Genomic DNA, 19,953 nt, shown 5'->3' on the forward strand with positions numbered 1-19,953 from the left:
CAGAGTTTTTAGGATAAGAGGTACGGAATCGATGAGAACGGCAAAGCGCATACTCGCAGAGTTCATGACGGTGGTCATGGTGCTCCAAGCATGCTCGCCCACGGTGGTTGCTGTGGCGGCAGGCGGGCAGAACATCTCGAACGAGATTGCTGCCGCATCTGCGAAGGCGTTGGATACTGCCGAGGGCGGCGAGACCAACGGCGATGTCACGATCGGGTCTGGGTCGAGTGATACCGGCGCCGACAGCGACAGTGCTGGGGATGACGCGGCGAAGGATGACGCTGCAGCAGGCGATACCACCGATAGCGCCATGGGTTCCGATTCCACGGGCGACCAGACGGAAGGCGACGATGCCGCTGACGATGCCGCCGCTGACGACGCCGAGCAAGATGCCGATGATGCGACTTCGGAGGACGCTGAGGCCCAGGCGGGTGCGACGATCACGGATTTGAAAAAGCTTGTCGAGCTGCTCGAGGCTAATGGTGCGGAAGGCATCGAGCTCAAAGAAGATAACAGTGGAATCAAAAGCCTCAATGTCAAGTCGTCGGAGGCGTTCGCCGCCCTGTCTAACGCCGACGCTTCGCTTTACTATGATGCGCAGATCAAGGTTATCATCACGGGCGATGCGAAGCTCACCGAGTCGGCTAATAACGGCATGTCTTTCCAGGGCTTTGGCAGCGATGAGCATCCGTTTGAAGGCAGGATCTATAGGTCGCTGAATGGCGTTGATAGTCCCGTCGAGCTCACGACTGATCGGACGGTTTTTAATAGCCTCAAGCTGACCGACCAAAACAATATGGTCAAGATGAAGTGGGTGGGCGCGACTAGCTATAGCGCGCCGATGGTCGCTTCGAAGGTCAGCGGTGCGGAAAACAGCGAAGAGAGCAAGACGCTTAACGCGTCGGTTGACATCGTGGAACCCGTGAACGTTGATGTGAAGGATACGACTTCCGCCTTGACGGCACCCCTCCTGGGTGCGACGACGGGCAACCTTGCTGCGAACGTTACCTATAGCCTCACCGATTCTCGAAAGAATCTCAACGCGAATGCGACGGGCAACATTGGCTTGATTGCCAACACGGTCGAGAGCGGGAGCTTGACGGTTGAGTCCGTCACATTCCCCAACGATCTGACCTCAGGCGGAGCCGTCAAAACGAGCTCTGGCAACGCTGGCCTGCTCGTAGGCGAAGTCAAGGACGGTGCGACCCTGAGCATTGGCACTCTGGCAAACGTTCCCACCGCCACCGTCCAGTCTACGAACGGCTCCGCCGGTGGCGTTGTAGGACTCGTTGGCTCGAGCACGGGTGCCATGGTCAACGTCACGGAGGCTCTCGACCTACACGCGCTCGCCGTCAAGAGCACCTCCGCCAGCGGCGGTTTCATCGGACAAGCGACCAACCTGAGCCTTTCGCAATCCGAGGGCGCAAAGGTGGCGTGTCCTGAGCGTATTGGCGATTCGAATAGCAAAATCTCCGGCGGCTTTATAGGCAAGGTCAGCTTTATGCAGTCGGTTGAGTTTACTGGCAATAACCAAATCGATACGGGTAATGGCGTTACGCTTGCGGGCGCGGCGCATGTAAAGGGCGCGGTTGACGGAGCCGGCTCGGTTTTCGGCGTGCTGGCGCTGGACGATCCAAGCGTTTCTGTGTCATTCAAGGACGGCTCATTCAAGGGCACGTTTGGGGACGACGCCAGTAATGCTGCCTTCGGCGGCCTTATTGGCTTTGTGAGCGGCGCTGCGAATTCGACCGAAGAGACGAGTCCTCTAAGCCTTCTGAAAGTTGAAGGCGTGACGACTAAGTTTTCGCTCGTTAAGAGTCCATATTTTGCTGGCGGCATTGTTGGATGGCTTGGTACGTCCGCTATGCCCGCCGCGCTTGAAATTAATAATGCTACGGTCAACTGCACCCAGGTCGCTTCAACGAGCAACGGCTTTGGCGGAGCGGTCGGCTGCATCGACAAAAACAGCGTCGCGGATGTCAACGGGATTACCGTGAGCAATGAGGGCAGCATCGCCAAGGGCGCTGGCATTGCCGCGGAGTGCTGGACGGCCACGATACGCCTTGGGGGCGAAACCGATTTTTCCAACATGCATTTTGGCGCGGGGGATGCTACCGCGCAAATAGCCATGGTGCGTTCCGATTATCCGTCGCTTGTGTTCGCTCGCGGCACGGGCAGCGACAGCGAGCCGACGAATTCCAATGAAAAAGACTACTGGATATACAAGCGGTGTAAGGATGCACCCAAGATTGATGATCTTGGCGGAGCCCAAGATGCCTCTAAGGGCTATGGGGAGGTCGTAAGGCTCGACGGATCGAAGCTAAAATGGAACCTGATTCAGCTCAACGAAACTACGCATAAGCCTGAAGGCCCTTCATCGGCCAACTATAGTTGGCAGGTTGGTTATGTAAATGGCGCCGACAGCGACAAGTGGAACCAGGACCACACGCTCGACATCGACGACATACAGGATTTTGTTGTCCTAGCATTGTCGATTCAGACCGGCGGCTTGTATAACGGCGTGTTTGGCCCGACCTCAAACATGGCTGACCTTCTTGGGAGCCAAACGGTAATCAACCTGAACTGCGATGTCAATTTGTCGGGCACGGGCATTGGGGGTCTTGGCCTTGACAGCCTGAACAACGGCGTATCGTTTTCGGGAACGTTCAACGGCAATAATCATAAAGTAACCCTTGCCGTCGGCGAGCCGTATGGCACGCGCGACGGGAAGACGCTTGCCGCCGGCGATACGAGTGACGGCAACGGTAAGATTTACCGCCATGGTCGTCTGGGCTTGTTCAATGCCATTGGCGGTGCCGCGAAGGTGAGCAACCTCACCATCGGTGGCTTCATGAAATTCGACAACGGCCTCAGCGTCGATGCCGGTTCGCTTGCGGCGTCAATTACGGGCACCGCCGACGAGAAACTGACGTTGTCGGGCGTAGCGTGCGAGACAAAGATCACGTGTGATGATACGTTCGGTAACGATGCGAACATCGGTGGTATTGCGGGTAGTGTATCGGCGGCTGCAAGCGTTGATTTCGGTGGCAATAGCAAAGCACAAACGGCTATTGCTACAGGCAATACGCTCAGGGGCGACACCCGCATCGGCGGCGCCATCGGTTATGTGGGTGATGTAACTTCGACATTCAATGTGACCAGCCTCGAAGTTGGTGGCTCAATCAATACTGGTGACTGTGCCGATGGCAAGATCGCCCAAGTCGGCGGCCTTATCGGCTGTATTGTTCAGAGTACCTATAATGTCAAAAAGGAGATAGTCAGTTCGGCTGTCAAGAACGTCAACATTATGGGGCTCGCATACGACTCGTTCGATATGGCCGTGGGCAAGAACGGCGACAAGTACCATGGCGCCGGCGGCCTTCTGGGCTACAGCTGGGGCAACGCCATCGTTACCATTGGCGATTCCTCTGCGAGTTCCGACGATAGGCCCTACGCTCTTAAGACGAATGAAACTACTGTGACTGCGAATGGCTCAGTTGAGGTCGGCGGTCTTGTATATGCCACGAGCGGTCATTGGATCATTAATGACTACGCTGTCAATTTGGCGGGCGCTTCTTTCAATACCGAGAGCGCCACTACGCTTGGCGCTCTTATTGCTCGAGGCAGTACGTCCGATTCGGCCAATAGCTTTGGCGCCGAAATCTCCTACACTGGCCTATATCTGGAAGACAAGGCCAGTTGGGAAACCGCTTATGCTGTGGGCGGGGCGTCCATTGTCGCTCCAAAGGTAACGACGTTTGATGAATGGGTCGCTAATGGCGTGAAGCCCGGAAGCAAGTTGATGGATAACGGCTGCAATGCGATCGTTTCGCTTCATACCCAGGCTGATACGTTAGACATGAGCGGGGATCCCGCCAAGGACAATAGCTATCGAAATCGAACGGTTTTCGGCGAGGGCGAGGATCACAAAACGAACGGGTCTGTTCGCTATTACTACAATCTGGACAGGGCTTTGACTCGGGTGAAAGACCTCAATGCGTCTGTAATGAATACGCCCGAGCACCTTGTTTTGTGGGCGGCGAGGAAATACGCCCCAAGTTCGACATGTACGTATCTTACCGGTGACAAAGAGAAGATTTTTACCAATAACGTAATCGGCCCCAAGAGCGGCAATCCGGTCACTATCGATTTGACGGGCTATAGCTACTATCCCTCAAATGTTAGCGACAACAATGTGACCATCCAAAACGTAGAGATCATCTTTTGCTATTCGAAAATAAAAGATGAACAGCAAGGCAATAAAAGCAACGACTCGGCTACTCAGCATGAGAATATGCATTGCGGTCTTATTCGAACGATTGGCAACAGGAGCCTCACCGTTAGCAGCGTAACGCTTTCAGGAACAGTGGGCAGAGCTAAAAATGATGACGCAAAAGGACTTGACCCCAAGAGTGTATCGGGTGCGCTCGTACTTCGTTGTGCCTACGGAGCATCTGGCGATAAGAAGGCAGCGATCACAATTGACACACTGAAGCTCAACGGCCTGCAGGTCGACGGAGCGGTGGACAAGCAGTATGCGCCGCTGCTGATAAACGCCATAACAAGGTACGTCAATTTGGATGTCAAAAATGTAACGACGTCTAAATATGCTGACAATTCTGGCGTCAATAAAACCGCGGCGTCAAGTTTGTTCGGCTATCTGGGCTATGACAAGAATTCTGATCAGGTCACAGCAAAGTTTGAGCAAATAAGCCTGCCTAGCCAGAAGGGCAATACGATTTTCACCCACGCGAGCCTGCTGGAGAGCTTTGGCTATACAACCACGGGTACTGCGGACTATACCTTTACCAAGGCCGATGCCGTGGCCGGTAATGTGACGTACGGAAGCGAAATCGATGCCCAAGGCAAGGAATACACTGGCAAGCAGCTTTGGTATTACGACGAAGTGACGTATGGCACCGATGAAGGCTTGGTAGAGACGGATAATGCCGAGAAGGCAAACGTTGAAGCACAACGGTTCAGCAATTATCTTCCCTATGTAGCCAAGGGAAAAGCCACCGAGAACGGCGTTCAGTACCACGAAATCAAAGTCAACCAGCGCATTCCTAACTTCACGATGGGTTGCGGCACCTATGGCGACCCGTACGCGATTACCTCGGCATCGGAGTTCAATGCGGCGGCGAACTACATCAACAACGGCACCGCTCTTGACGGCTGGGAAGTTACTATCGTAAAGGACCAATCGGCGCTTTGCCAACGTCGAAACGGGGGCAGCGTCGATAATGAAGTTACCTATGTCTATAAGCAGACGAACGACACCAAGAAGAAGTGGGAGAAGAAGGTCGACGACGCGACCGACTCCAATGATGTGCTTTCCGACGATACAATGCGTCGGTATCTGCAAAGTGCGTATTACAGCATTGAGCCCAAGTCGGATGCGGATAACACAATTGAGCTCGATGGCTCGGCGTTCGCCGGATTCGGCACCTCGGCATACCCGTTCCGCGGCGTCATCGTTGGCGACGTGAACGGCACGGCTGCAACGATTGTAATCAAAAACAATACTGGCTCATTACGCGGCCTTATTCCTTACAGCTATGGCAGCGTGGTGCGCAACCTGAACATTCGCTATGTGGATGCACAAGCGACTATTACTTATTCTGCCAAGGATGCGGATGGTGTTCCGACGGCGTTTTTCGGCGGCGTTATCGGCTGCATTCTTGGCGGCGATAACATTATTGATGGCGTGGTCGTTAATGGGACGACGGCCGATAGCCCTACAACCGGGTTTACGGTTGCTGGTGGCGGAACTAAGCCGCATCTTGTTCCCATTGGCGGCTACGTCGGCGCCATTGCGGGCGGCGGCGTGATTTTCCGTAATATGTCGAAGGCATCTTGGCGAGCAGGAACTAAAACAAAATTCAAAAGTGCTGGAGAAGGCGGTGCGAACTTCAAGCTGTACGACAACCCCTACGTTGGTCGTGTGATTGATGGCTATGCCTTTAGCGAGGGCTGCGACGTTGAGAACGGAGACTCTAACTACAAGATCAACAAGCTTGATGTGAATGACACCGGCTGCGTAACCACGACCGATACGTACGTGAAATTCAGCTGGGATGCCGGCCAGCAAAACAACAAGGCTCCTAAAACTACAGTCAAAGATCGACAGGGCCTGCTCGTGCTGTCTGCCATCATCAATAGCGGCGCGGGCGCTGGTGCTGCTCACACCGATTCGAAAGACGACAAAGGCACGTACCGCGGGTCGCATGCATATGAGGGCAGTAGCGTCAAAGGCGCCATTCCCTCAACGGGATACAAGTTCGGAAATGAACGGTATGGCAAGGTTCGCAATGCGCAGTATGCTGCGGTTGGAAATCCTGCTGAAGCAGCAAAGGGCGATTTCGCGATCTCGATCAATGACGACCTTAAGGCGCCAGGCAACCAGGAATACCAAGGCCCATTAAACGGCGAAGACGGACAAGATATTAATTCGCCCTATTTGGTGAAGAAATACGCGACCGATTGGCGCACGGGCTATGTGTGCGCGATGGGCGTTTGCGGCATGGACCTGGAGTTTGAGCAAGGCAAGACCCATGACTATGACATGAGGAAGTATGGCTCGGGTTTCTTGGGTCTTTCGGGCCGCTATTACTCAAATGCATGTGCGACCGACAAAAAGGTAAATGATAAAGATTTCATTACTCCGGGCATTGCCACTGTCAACGGCAACGGCGCAACAATCAAAGTGTCAAACAACGCGCGCGAATACGTGGATGACGACTATTGCGTGGCGGGCGTAGGCGGCCTGTTCAGCACTATCAAGTTCTACTCGAATGCATTCAATAAGGGAAGCATCGAAGCGAATGACAACGCAAACGTAAACAATCTCAACTTCAGCGACTGCAACATTTCGCTTACCTATGTATCTTCGACCGGGGTAGAGCAGTCCAAGTCGACGAGCAATGAAAATAGCGGCTCGGTGGGAGTCGGCTGCCTTGCGGGCTCAACTGCAAACCAGGGAGGTTCGGGCGAGGTCGCCTATGGCGTGTTCAAAAACGTCGGCATTTCTAACAGCACCGTAGTCGGAGGCTGCACGGCTGGCGGCCTCATTGGAAGTGCTGGCCTTATGTCGCGCAGCACCGATGGCGCCAACGGTTCGATTGTGAATTATGGGGGAACGTCCTCTCCTGTGCAGCTCTACGACTGCTCGTACACCGGCCTTAACGTCACGGGCGAGAAGAAGGTCGGTGGCTATGTGGGTGCGATCGCCTCGCCGTGCGGCGTGTGGACAACCGCGGCCACAGGGGTATACGAGAAGGCTATTGGCAAAAACTCGACCATAACCGCCACGGGTACAACACCCTACGTGGGCGGCGTGTTCGGTTATACCTCCAGTAACGTATCGGTGAACACCAAAATTGGCATCACGGAAGCCGTCGCATCGAGCACGGCAGTCATCTCTGGGGTAAATGTACTCGCCACCGGGTCGAACACCGATAAGTACATGGGCGCCGGCGGTGTGGTCGGAAGCGCCTATAGAGGCGTTATTTCTATAAGCAACGTGCGCATTGATGCCGGAGGCGATGCCAAGAGCGCCATCATCGGCGATGCCACCGGAACGAACAATAGCATCCGTAATGCGGGCGGCTTGATTGGCGAGGTCACGAGCAGTGGCAGCCCCAACACGTACTGGTTTGAGGACTGTAGCGTCGAGAATATCAACATTGCCGGCACCGACCAATGCTCGGGCGGACTTATCGGCTACTACTTCAGCAATGTGAACATAGCCTGCAACAATATCGCGATTGAGAGCGCCACGATCAAGGGCAGGTGGAGCGGCGGTCTACTTGGCGCGATTAACAGCGGTGCCGACGTCATCAACGTCACCAACACAAAGGTATCTAACACAACGTTTGGCGGAACCTCCAACGGCGGCATTGCGGGCGACGGACGCGGCCAGTTCCATCTGGTAAACGTGCTCATGGACAGCAATACCTACAAATTGGGCTCTAAGCAGGGCGTGCTCTTAGGCGAGGTTGACACAAACGGCTATAGCCTCTCCGCAGCGGGCGTGAACGTAAAGCTCGGCAACGGCAAGACCACGCGTGATCTGCCGCCGATGGTTTACACGACCAATGCGGCCGCCGTAAACATGAAGTCGTATATCGCGTTTGGTGACTATAACGACACACTGGAAGCACCTGACAAGGGGATCACGCTCTACGGCGCGGACAATACCGCCACCACGGCAGCGAGCCCGTATGTGACCACGAGCCCCGTAAGCACGCTGGCGGCGCGTGCCTCCGACAACGACACCACCGATCGCTACCTGTTTGGCGACGGCGCCACCATCGACACCGCGGCGACCGTCCAGAGCGAGGCAGGCACCGGTGTTGCCGATCGCTACACCTACACGAATATCGGCGGCATTAATGACAACGGCGCCTATCAAAATAAGTCGAGCTACGATGCCTCATCCGTGGCCAGTAAGTTCAATTCGAATAATGATACAAGCAGCAACCAAGCCACAGCGGATTTCCCCGTTTTGGTGATCTCTGGCAACGACAACACGACGGTCAAGAGCTATCTAAACATCGTCACGAACGGCGGCTTCTCCGATGCCTGCAGATTGAATAACGAGAATGGCACCAATCCGCACGTGACGGCCAAAGCAGAGGTTTTCCAACTCAAGGACGGTGTGTTCGTTAAAGACGGTGACGCGTCGAACAATCCCACGCTTCGCGTAGTGAACAATGGCAAGAACAATATGTCGTTTAGCCCAAGCTCCGATTGGGACAACGGCAAAGGTCGCTTTACGCTCCTGACCGTTACCTTTACCGAGGCGGGTCAGAGCTACAACGTTCAGGTGCCGATCATCGTTAAGCGCAAGCTCGAGATCGATTTCACTGCAACGTATGATTACGGCACTCAATTTAAAGAAAAAGACTACGCTAACCTTGGAAAAGATGCACACGTGCTTACGAGCTTTGGCGAGCCGATGACGGGTCTGCTTACCTGGACATACAATTCTGCCAATGGGAAGGAAGTCGACTTTGGCTGGGACAGCTATATGGCTGCTGGCGGCTCGATGAAGGGGCTCGGCAAGAGTGTCCTCTTCAATGGTGCCGACGGAAGGTTGCCCCAGGGCACCCAGCTTACGCTCACCGATGCGAACGTTGATGGCAAGGCCGGTGGCAGAGAGTATCACTATACGGTGGGCGAAGGCGGAGCAACGAGCGTTTCCCTGAGCGGAAACGACGGCTTTAAGGATTCTGCGGGCAATCCATATCAGGAGCGATGGCTGAGCGAGATCTTGGGTGTGTCGGCCACGCAGGATGGCGCCGGCACATGGACCGTGTGTGATAACGAGGCAGAGGCGACCGCTAAAGCGAAACTCGATGGCAAGTGGACGCTGTTTAAGGTTGCGGGTGCTGACGTTCCCAGCAACAGTCGCTATACGCTAAAGGTACCCAAGGAGAAGGATACCGGCAGAGAGAAGCGTGCATCGGAGAGCGTCTACCTAGTTGTCAACGTGCCCAAGTCGGGCGACGGCGTGACGCAAGCTAGTATCAACGGTTTTACGGCTTCGTCTATTGACTCGAATTCTTCGGGTGGCCGCATATCTTGGAATCTGCATCATGTTTTACGCACCGATGGCAGCGACGATATTCAAAACAGTACGGCATCGACATACAGCATCTTGTCCAATTATGAGCAGAATGTAGTCGACAAAAAAGATGGGGCGTGCATTCCGGTTTCGAAGTCGGAGGACGGTGCCGCCTACGTTCTTTCTCTCGATGTCATGGATACGGTTACGTTTAGCCCGAGCCAATACTATACAGAGAGCGACCATCTGTTCTATCAGCTCGATACATCGCTGTGTCGCTATGGCGCCAACAACAACCTAATGGGAGTAAGCAGTTTCCCGAGCGGAACTTCGGCAATTGCGAAGTTCTATGTTGCCATCGGCAATCAGAACTACAGGTGGAGTGGCAGCGATTGGGAGCCGTATGACGCTTCGACGCCTGCGTTTACACAGATTGTGACGGATACGGGTGATGACTCACTGAGGCTCACGCTCGACCATGACCTTGCCGGAATCCGCAAGCGTGCAGCGGGCGGATCCTTTACCGTGCGTACGGTAGTGGAAGAGATTCGCCTTACGCCGGACGGCTGCAACAAGGTTATCTCCCTGTCCAAGCAGTCTGGCGAGGACGCCTGTACCAAGATGTCCTATACCGCCAAGCTTTCGACGCGTAAGGAAGGCCTTAATACCTCGAGCCTGACGCAGACGAAGCGCGGTAACGTCGGGTACTATCGCATGGACACGGGTGATACGACCATTACGCTTTCTGCGCCAGATAAGTCGCAGCTTGGCATTAACGTGGGCGACCTGCGTCCGATCGCGAATGGCACGATTGGTCTGGGTGCCACGTATGAACTGGGTGGACTCAGCAACGCCGCCGAGGCAATTGCGAACGCAGACTCTGTTGTGTACACGCTCTCGCTTCAGCGCCGCGGAACCGACGGCACGTATGAGAGCGTAACGGATGATATCTCAAACTACGTAACAGTGACGGAGAGTAAGCTTGCCGCGGTCGCTCCCTCCGGTAGCACGATCACCTTCACTGACTCGAAGGAGAACGGCAAGTTCAAAACGAAGAACGGTAATACGACGTTTAGCCTGCCCTTTACCGTTAAGGTCAACACGCAGGTTGAACAGCGTGAGCAGTTCTACGCGAACTATCGCTTGGTGATGACAGCGAGCCTGGTTAAGGGTGACGTGGCGAGCGCAACGCCTCAATCGCCCGACTATGTGACCTATACGCTCACGAGGGTGAACCTCAACGGCATCGACCACTAGTTCCGAAGCCAACTGGCTTCGCAAAGGGGGCGGCAACCACCCGGTTGCCGCCCCTTTTCTTGTTCTCCTGGCCTGCTGCTGCCCCAGCTTCCCACCTAGCTTTCCAGCTTTCCACCTTAGGTGGTAAGTTAAGTGGAAAGCTGGAAAGCTAGGTGGAAAGCTGGAAAGTAAGTGGAAAGTTGACATGTAGGTGCGGGCTGAAGAGGGGTTAATAATTACACAAACCATACCAGCCAAACAAAAAGATACCAATCTGGTTGGTAAAACACCGTCAATGAGCCGCGAGCTAACTAGCTGCGTAAATAAAACCTAAAGAACTGTTGCAAATTAATGGCAAATGCCCAGATGCCGCCGTGCGATTTTCAATTAACTGTTACGCGCAAACAGCAAAATGCTACTATCTAACATGCACGTAAGAAAGCAGATTAACGGTTAAGGCTAAGAAGTGGCAGGTATGTCGGAAGCAACAAGGACTCGCACGCATGCGCCCGAGGTTAGGCAGCGCGCCGTCGAGGTCCTCCAAGAGGGGGTCGGTCATCGCGCCCTCGCCGCGGAGCTCGGCATTCCCCAGGCCACGGCTCGTCAGTGGGCCCGCGCATATGCCGTGGGCGGTGCCGACGCCGTTCTCAACGCCGGTTCGCATCATCACACCTATTCGTACGAAGTTAAGCTCGCCGTGGTCAAGGACCGCTTGGAAAACGGCTTAACGGTTCGCGAGGCCATGATCAAGCACAAGATTCCTAGCGAGTCTTCGGTCAAGGCTTGGTGCCGTCAGTACCGCGAGAGCGGTGAGTCCGCACTGGTCGATAAGCCGCGCGGTCGCAAGCCGCGCGTTAAAAAGGCGGAATAGCAAACGGGATGGTGCACCCACAGGGGCGCATTTTTCTTGCCGCCCCTCTGCTCCAATGCGGGCGTGCCCTTACCCCGTACGCCTAAAACTCCTCAGTTGACCGAAAACCCGCCGCCGCTACTCCTCAACTGAGCTATAACGTTAAACAATTGCAGCGTTTTTGCATGGGGGAGTGATGGTATGACGCTACTGTATTTCCTTACCCTGTTTCCGCTGGTACCGGCGCTGGGCATGCTGCTCGCGCGCGGTGACCGCGCCCGCGATGCGCTAGGGCTTGTAGGCTCTGGCATCATTATGGCGGTGACGGTTGTAGTCGCCGTCATGTTTTTTGGCACGGGCCCGCAGAGCTTCGAGGTGGCACCGGGCACCTCGCACATGCTCTCCGTCATCAGCTCCGTCATCGACGTCATCCTGTGCGCCGTCATCCTGTACAACGCGTACAAATATAGGAACGCGCTCACCACGGTGCTCGGCATAATCCAGCTGGTGGGCTCGCTCGCCTTTGCAGCCATGACGCTGCCCGCGGCCGAAGCCGTCACGGCGACGCCGCTCTACCTAGACTACATGAGCGTGATTATGGTCCTCGCCGTCGGCATCGTCGGCAGTCTGATCTGCGTGTATGCCTTGGGCTACATGAAGGACTTCCAGGCGCACGACGAGCACGAGGCAGCGCTGCGCGGGCAGACCGCGCCCGACCGTCGCCCGCAGTTCCTGGCGCTTATGTTCCTGTTCCTCTCGGCCATGTTTGTCATCGTGACGAGCGATAACCTGGAGTGGCTGTTCTGCGGCTGGGAAATCACCACCGTGTGCTCGTTTCTTATGATTGGCTATACGCGCACGCCCGAGGCCATTAAAAACGCCTTCACCCAGATCATCCTCAACATGCTGGGCGGTATCGCGTTTTTGGCGGGCCTCATGTATCTGCACGTTAGCGGCATGCCGCTGACCATCTCGGGCATGATCGAGCTTTCCGGCGCCGGCACCGCGCAGTCCGCGTTACTGGTGATGCCGGTCGTCCTGCTATCGCTCGCCGCCCTTACCAAGGCCGCGCAGATGCCGTTCCATACCTGGCTGCTCGGTGCTATGGTTGCCCCCACTCCTACGAGCGCCCTGCTGCACTCGTCCACCATGGTCAAAGCCGGCGTGTTTTTGATGGTCAAGCTCAGCCCGCTCTATGCCATCTATCCCGTGACGGGCTTTATGGTCACGAGTGTGGGCGCCATCACGTTTTTGCTGGCAGCCCTCGTGGCCATCTCGCAGAGCAACGCCAAACGCGTGCTCGCGTACTCCACCATTTCCAACTTGGGCCTCATCAGCGCCTGCCTGGGCGTCGGCGCGCCCGAGGCCGTATGGGCGGCCATCTTCCTGATCCTGTTCCATACGGTGGCCAAGTCGCTGCTGTTCCTGTGCGTGGGCACGGCCGAGCATCATATCGGCAGCCGCAATATCGAGGACATGGACGGTATGTTCAGCCGCATGCCGCACCTTACGCGCCTGATGATGCTGGGCATTATGGGCATGTTCGTGGCACCGTTTGGCATGCTCGTGTCCAAGTGGGGCGCCCTGGTGGCGTTTGCCCAGACCGGCAACGTGCTCATGATCATGGTGCTTGCCTTTGGCTCGGCCGCGACGTTCTTCTTCTGGGGCAAGTGGCTTGCCAAGCTTTCGGGCGTCGACCCCACGGCTCAAAACGTTGAGGTCAATGTCCATAAGACCGAATGGATGGCGCTTAACACCATCGCCGCGCTGCTGATTCTGTGCTGCGTGGCGTTCCCGGTTATCTCGAGCGGTCTGGTGTCGCCTTACTTGGCCATGGTGTTTGGCCGCGTGCCGTACGTTATCGGCAAGGACGCCATGTATCTGATGGTGGTTATCGTGGCGTTTATCGCCGTGGTGCTGCTGACTTCATTCCGCGTGAGCAACAAACCGCACGTAAACGTATATCTTTCGGGCGTGGGAACCGACAAATATCGCCATTTCCGCGGCTCGATGGGACACGAGGTAAAGGCCGAAAAGCGCAATTGGTACTCGGAGGACGCCCTTGGCGAGAAGCGTATTGGCCCCGCGGGTAGCGTCGTGTGCTGCAGCATTATCTTGTTTGCCCTGCTGTGTTGCGCGTGGATTGGGCCCGAGCGGCTTGCCATGAGCGCGCCCTCGGTGCTGCGCGGCAAGTATTTTGAAGGTTCGGGCGTCGTGGGCATATTTATTGGCACCGTGGTGTTTGTCCTGCTGGCGCCGCTTGTGGGCGGCCTGATCGATGGTATCGATCGTAAGCTGTCCGCCCGAATGCAGGGCCGCGTGGGGCCGCGTCTGCTGCAGCCCTTCTACGACGTTGCCAAGCTCCTGCGCAAGGCCCCTGCCAGCGTAAACACCATGGACGATACCTACATGGCCTGTGCGCTCATCTTTACCGTGGTGGGCGGCGGCATCTTTGTGTCGGGTTCCAACACGCTGCTGTGCGCTTTTATGGTTACGCTCGCCGCGATCTTTGTGGTGCTGGCGTCCGCCTCGACGCAAAGCCCGTTTGCCCAGGTTGGCGCCGACCGCGAGCTGCTGCAGGTTATGAGTTACGAGCCCGCCGTTCTGCTGATGAGCGTGGGCTTGTACCTTGCCACCGACAGCTTCGATTCCATTGCCGTGACGGGGCAGTCGGCCCCCATCATCGTGTACAGCGCGCCCATTTTCCTGGCGCTGCTCGCGGTGCTTACCATCAAGCTGCGCAAGTCGCCGTTCGATCTTTCGTATTCGCATCACGCGCATCAGGAGATTGTCCAGGGCGTCGCCACCGAGATGAGCGGCGGCACGCTGGCCAAGATGACCCTTATGCACTGGTGCGAGACCGTGCTGTTTTTGATGTGGGTGGGCATGTTCTTTGTCTGGGACAACCCGGTGAGCTGGGTCGTAGCCCTGGTCGTGATGGCTGCGACGTACTTTGTCGAGGTGCTGATCGACAACACCTTCGCACGCAGCACCTGGCGCAGCTGCTTTAAGCTCGGATGGGGCGTGGCGCTGGTGTTTGGCCTGCTCAACCTTATGCCCATCCTCGTCGACGTGTTTATTTAGGAGGCGGCATCCATGGATCATAAAATGTCGCGCTCGCCGTGGGTTATTCATTACGACGGCTCGAGCTGCAACGGATGCGATATCGAGGTGCTGGCCTCGCTCACGCCGCTGTTCGATGCGGAGCGCTTTGGCGTGGTCAACACCGGCAACCCCAAGCATGCGGATATCTTTTTGGTGACGGGCTCGGTCAATGCCCAGAACCTGCCCGTCGTGCGCCAGATCTACAACCAGATGCTCGAGCCCAAGTGCGTGGTGGCCTGCGGTATCTGCGCATGCTCGGGCGGCGTATTCCGCGATGCCTATAACGTGATCGGCGGCGTGGACCGCGCAATTCCCGTGGACGTGTACGCGCCCGGATGTGCCATTCGTCCCGAGACGGTGATTGACGCCATTGTGGAGGCGTGCGGCATCCTGGATCAGAAGGAGGCCGTGATGCGTGCTGGCGGCGATCCGCTTACCGTGGGCGGCGCCGCAACCTGGGACGGTGGCGTTGAGCTGGGCGAGGACGGGTTTGTGGCCGCGGGGGCCGGGACTGATGGTGCCGGTGACGCGCCTGTCGGGAAGCCCGCCGCGCCCGCCGCTGCGAAGGAGGCCGAGTAATGCAAAAGGCAATCTATACCACCGTCGGGATCGACGAGCTCCTGGCGCATGTGCAGGCGCTCAAGGGCGCCGGCGCGCGCTTTGTGCAGATGCATGCCGAGCGCTGTGTGGACGACGGATCGTATCGCCTGGTCTATACGTTTATCAACGTCCGCGCTGCGCAAGAGCAGATCGCGCGGGACGGAAACTATGCGATTGAGAACCTGGTGGTCGAGGGTATCGACCAGTACCAGGAGATTCCGTCCATCAGCTCGTATTACCCCGCGGTGTTCCCGTTTGAGAACGAGGCCCACGACCTGTTTGGTCTTGCCGTCACCGACATGCAGATCGACTTTAAGGGCTTTTTCTACCAGGTTTCGACTGCCGAGCCCATGAGCGTTATCACGCCCGAGGTGAAGGCCGCGCGCGAGAAGGCCATGAAGGTCCGTGCCGCCGCCGAGGCCAAGGCGCGCAAGGCCGCGGCCGAGAAAGCCGCCGCTGCCACGGCTGCTGCGGGGGAGGGCGCTGCGGGCGCCGGCGATGCTGCGGGCGCCTCTATTCAGCCCGCTGCGGCTGCCGGCTCCGATGCTCAGCATGACGATGCCGCTGCCAAGGCCGCGCTCAAGGCCGCCGAGATGGAGGCAAAGCTCGCCGCCATGGATCCTGAGAAAGCGGCCAAGGTCCGTGCGGCGCTTGCCGCCAAGGCCGCCCGCGACAAGCAGAAAGAGGAGGCGTAAGGTCCATGGCACATCGTTCCGTTATTCCGTTTGGCCCGCAGCACCCGGTGCTGCCCGAGCCGCTTCATCTGGACCTGGTGATCGAGGACGACCGCGTCATCGAGGCAATTCCGCAGATTGGCTTTGTGCACCGCGGACTCGAGAAGCTCACCGAAAAGCGCGATATGCACCAGTTTGGCTACATCGCCGAGCGCATCTGCGGCATCTGCGCCGTGGGCCACAGTTACGGCTATGCCAGCGCCTGCGAGCGCATGCTCGGCATCGAGGTGCCCGGGCGCGTGCAGTATATCCGCACCATTCTGCATGAGCTTTCGCGCATTCACTCGCACCTGCTGTGGCTGGGCCTGCTCGCCGATGCCTTTGGCTTCGAGGCGCTGTTCTATCGTTCGTGGACCCTGCGCGAGCAGATTCTCAAGATCTTTGAGAGCACTTGCGGCGGCCGCGTGATTTTGTCGATCAACGAAATCGGCGGCCTTAAACACGACATTGAGGATTCCGAGCTGGCGGGCATTGTCCAGACGCTCGACGCCATGCGTCCCGATTACGAGGCCCTGGTGCATACGTTTTTGGACGACGACAGCTGCGGCGAACGCCTACATGGCGTGGGGGTGATCAGCAAAAAAGACGCGCTGGATCTGTCGATGGTCGGCCCGTTTGGGCGCGCTTCGGGCGTGGACTATGACGTGCGCATGTTTGGCGACGGCGCCTATGCGGATCTGGCTGCGTTTGAGCCAATTGTCGCTACCGATGGCGACTGCTATGCCCGCTGCCAGGTGCGTTGTGCCGAGGTCACGCAGGCCATGGACATCATCAAGGAGCTTGTCGGCAAGATTCCGCACGACGGCATCGGCGGGCGCACCAAGCTCACGCCGGCCGACGGCGCGCGCGGCGAGGTTGTGATTGAGCAGCCGCGCGGCGAGGCGTACTACTATGTGCGCGGCAACGGCACCAAGAACCTGGACCGTTTTCGCGTGCGCACGCCGACGTCGCAGAACCTGGCGGGTCTGACGCATGCGCTGCAGGGCGTGCTTCTTGCCAACGTGCCTATGATTATCCTGACCATCGACCCCTGCATTAGCTGCACGGAAAGGTAGGCGCGGCATGAGTTTACTGACATTTGCCAAGACGGCCTTGGGTTCTATGGTCAAGCAGCCGGTAACGGTGTGCTATCCGCAGGAGAAGCTCGCAGCGCCCGAGCGCCTGCGCGGGCACATCGTCAACGACATGGACGTGTGCATCTGCTGCGGTATGTGCGCGCGTCGCTGCCCGGCGGGCGCGCTCGCGGTCGATCGCAAGGGCGGAACGTGGTCGATCGACCCGTTTGCCTGCGTGGTGTGCGGCGAGTGCATCGAGAGCTGCCCCAAGCACTGCCTGACTATGGACACCGCCCGTACTCCGGTTGCGGCGGATAAGACTCCCACGGTAGAAACCAAGCCGGAATAGCGCGAAAACGGGGCCGGTGGGGCAAAATTGCCCCACCGGCCCCGCGCGCGAACGCGTGTGCGGGCCGCCACGCGACCCGTCCAGCCCGAAAATGACCCGCCTGCCACGAAATGGGCCCATCTACTACTTTTGGGCGCCAACCCCCAACCACGGCAAAAAATGTGAAAACAAAACCGCAGGTAGAACGCCTGCGGTTTTCTGGAAAACGGGGGTATGGTCGGGGGCATCGAGTCAAACGTAGTAGATGGGCCGATTTCGTGGCGGGCGCTGTCAGCCGGTTTCCGCGGGTGGAAGAAAATGGATCATTTTGGTCCCGCGAGGCTTGCGGAGGCACTCGTGCAGGGCCGCCCGAACAAAACTATGCCGGTTTACTACGATGAATTCGATATTCCCGACCATGACTGCATTTTTCTAAATATTGCAAGCGTTCCACCTGCGGTTTTGTAAGCGCACAATTTGCCGTGGTCGAAGGCGGGCGATTCATCGTAGTAAACCGGCATAGTTTTGAAATGGTATTAAATCGGTAGCAGTCATTTTGCTATGCCGGGGCGGTCGGCCGTTGGGTAATTACCCTCGCAGGTAGGCGATGGCGATTTGGGTGCGGTTGCGCAGACCCATTTTGGCAAGGACCGAGCTGATGTGGTTGCGTACGGTGCCTTCGCCCATATAGGCGGTGGCGGCGATTTCCTTGTTACCGAGACCGCGGGCGATGAGCTCGGCGACTTCGAACTCGCGGTCGGTCAGACCGGCAAAGGCCGTGGGCCGGTGGGGCGCGCCCGTCTTGTTGCCCATCCCGTCAAAGTCAACATCTTCGATCGCCTTACCCTCGAGCACGCGTTTGCCGTCCATGACCTGCGCCAACGCCGGCGGAATGGCGGCGACATCGGTTTTGATCAGGTAGCCGCGGGCGCCCAGTTTGAGCGCCGACACAATGTACTCGTCATCCGAGAATGTCGTCAGAAACACGACGCGTGCCGCGGGGTCACGCTCAAGGATTTCGCGTGCCGCCGAAAGTCCGTCACGCCCCGGCATCTGGATGTCGAGCAGTGCGATATCGGGTGCGTGCTCGGCGTAGAGTGCCACCGCGTCGTTGCCGTTGGCGCCGGTGCCCACCACCTCGATCTGCGGCTGGGCGCCCAGGATAATCTTGAGCGAATCGACCACCAAGCGGTCGTCGTCGACAACAATGAGTCTCATCGGCCCTCATCTCCTTGCGGTTTGGGAACGGTGGCAAACACACGCCAGCCGGGGGAGCCGGCACGCGGGCCGGCGGTGAAAGTGCCGCCAAGCGCCTCGACGCGCTCGCGCATGGAGCCGAGCCCCATGCCCTCGGCGACGCCACGACCGCCCGTCCGGGTCCCGCCCGTTCCATCGTCGGTAACAATGAGCTGGTAAAACGACGGATGCTCCATGCACCGTACGGCGACGGTCTGGGCGCAAGCATGGCGCATGGTGTTGGAGAGCGCCTCGCGCAGGACCGCCGCAAAGCAGTTGGCGACATTTGCGGGCGCATGCTCGGCCATAACTTCAAGCTCAATCTGCGGGCCGCCGTCCGAGCGCGCGCCTTCAACAATGCGTTCGAGCTGCACGGAGAGGTCGACGGCGTTGTCGTTGAGCGCGTGGACGCTGGCACGTACGAGCCGGAGCGCCTCGTCAACGGTGTGCTTGACGTCGGCGAAATCGGCGGCGACGCCGGGCTCGTCGGCGTGGACCACGCGCAGGGCTTCGGCCTGAAGTGAGGCACGCGTGAGCTGGTGCCCGACGTTATCGTGGATCTCGCGCGCGATGCGGGCGCGTTCGGCGAGCGTCGCGAGCTCGACTTCGTAGTCCTGGCGATCGGCAAGATCGCGGTTGCGCGCTTCGAGCGCGAGGGCTCGTTCCTGCAGCTCGTCACGGGTACGGCGCATGCGCTGCTGCTCGCGCTCCAAACGGGCGGTACGTAGCGATAGCAAGGTGGCGGCAACCGAAAGGATGGCGGTCAGCAGGAGCGTTCGGGCGGTGAGCGCGTCGGCGCGAAGGTTCGCGACGAGCGCAAAGACAAAGGCGACGCCAATGCCCAGCGCGACCCAAACGCGTTCACGGCGCACCCGCCGCGCAATGTCATAGAGGACGAGGGGCGCAAACGGCACAAACGGCGGCACGAAGACGGCCGCGATGATGTAAGCGCAGCTCGCGGCCTCGCTTACACGGCGCGTGCGTTCCTTCTGCGCGAGCTCGGCCAGCGAGGTGGTAATAACGCCAAGGCAAAACGCCGCGACCAGGTGAGCGTCCACAGTAAGGCCTGTAGCGGCTGCGATACAGCACGCCAAAACAATCGATTTGTCGAAAAGCCTGTTCATACGGGTATTGTACGCGAAGCCGCGCGTGGTGGAGGGGCCGCCTGCGCAACCGTGACATTCCTCCCGCGTGGCAAAGCGGGGGCGTCGGCAGGCCGCACGACCAAGACCCCCGCACTC

Annotated in this window: 9 protein-coding genes; 7 read left to right on the top strand and 2 right to left on the bottom strand. The window is 57.9% G+C overall.

What is annotated here, in order from left to right; all coding sequences use genetic code 11:
• Positions 1-31 precede the first annotated feature (31 nt).
• The 7 genes from DW823_RS02730 (at position 32) to DW823_RS02760 (ending at position 17,497) form a co-directional block, all read left to right on the top strand.
• Complete coding sequence (locus DW823_RS02730) at positions 32-10,825, top strand: hypothetical protein (protein WP_118080100.1); 10,794 nt, start codon at positions 32-34, stop codon at positions 10,823-10,825.
• Between the two features lie 454 nt (positions 10,826-11,279).
• A complete protein-coding gene (locus DW823_RS02735) occupies positions 11,280-11,675 on the top strand; it encodes a helix-turn-helix domain-containing protein (protein ID WP_117564058.1) in 396 nt (131 codons plus the stop codon).
• Positions 11,676-11,855: 180 nt separating this feature from the next.
• Complete coding sequence (locus tag DW823_RS02740) at positions 11,856-14,738, top strand: proton-conducting transporter membrane subunit (RefSeq protein WP_118080103.1); 2,883 nt, start codon at positions 11,856-11,858, stop codon at positions 14,736-14,738.
• A gap of 12 nt (positions 14,739-14,750) precedes the next feature.
• A complete protein-coding gene (locus DW823_RS02745; RefSeq protein WP_117797346.1) occupies positions 14,751-15,338 on the top strand; it encodes an NADH-quinone oxidoreductase subunit B family protein in 588 nt (195 codons plus the stop codon).
• Complete coding sequence (locus DW823_RS02750) at positions 15,338-16,054, top strand: NADH-quinone oxidoreductase subunit C (protein WP_118080105.1); 717 nt, start codon at positions 15,338-15,340, stop codon at positions 16,052-16,054. The genes DW823_RS02745 and DW823_RS02750 overlap by 1 nt, the downstream gene beginning before the upstream one ends.
• Positions 16,055-16,059: 5 nt before the next feature.
• Positions 16,060-17,148, top strand: a complete 1,089-nt coding sequence (locus DW823_RS02755) for a nickel-dependent hydrogenase large subunit (RefSeq protein ID WP_118080107.1) — start codon at positions 16,060-16,062, stop codon at positions 17,146-17,148.
• A gap of 7 nt (positions 17,149-17,155) precedes the next feature.
• A complete protein-coding gene (locus DW823_RS02760) occupies positions 17,156-17,497 on the top strand; it encodes a 4Fe-4S dicluster domain-containing protein (protein ID WP_118080109.1) in 342 nt (113 codons plus the stop codon).
• A 567-nt stretch (positions 17,498-18,064) separates the two neighbouring features.
• On the opposite strand, the gene DW823_RS02770 is transcribed toward DW823_RS02760, so the two are convergent.
• Together DW823_RS02770 and DW823_RS02775 are read right to left on the bottom strand one after the other, a co-directional pair.
• Positions 18,065-18,694 carry a response regulator transcription factor gene (locus DW823_RS02770; RefSeq protein ID WP_118080114.1) on the bottom strand — a complete coding sequence of 210 codons (630 nt, stop codon included), beginning with the start codon at positions 18,692-18,694 and terminating at the stop codon, positions 18,065-18,067.
• A complete protein-coding gene (locus DW823_RS02775) occupies positions 18,691-19,770 on the bottom strand; it encodes a sensor histidine kinase (RefSeq protein ID WP_158567250.1) in 1,080 nt (359 codons plus the stop codon). Before DW823_RS02775 ends, DW823_RS02770 begins: the two co-directional genes overlap by 4 nt.
• Between the last annotated feature and the right edge of the window lie 183 nt (positions 19,771-19,953).

It is taken from the genome of Collinsella sp. AM34-10, assembly GCF_003469185.1.
Classification (GTDB): Bacteria; Actinomycetota; Coriobacteriia; order Coriobacteriales; family Coriobacteriaceae; genus Collinsella.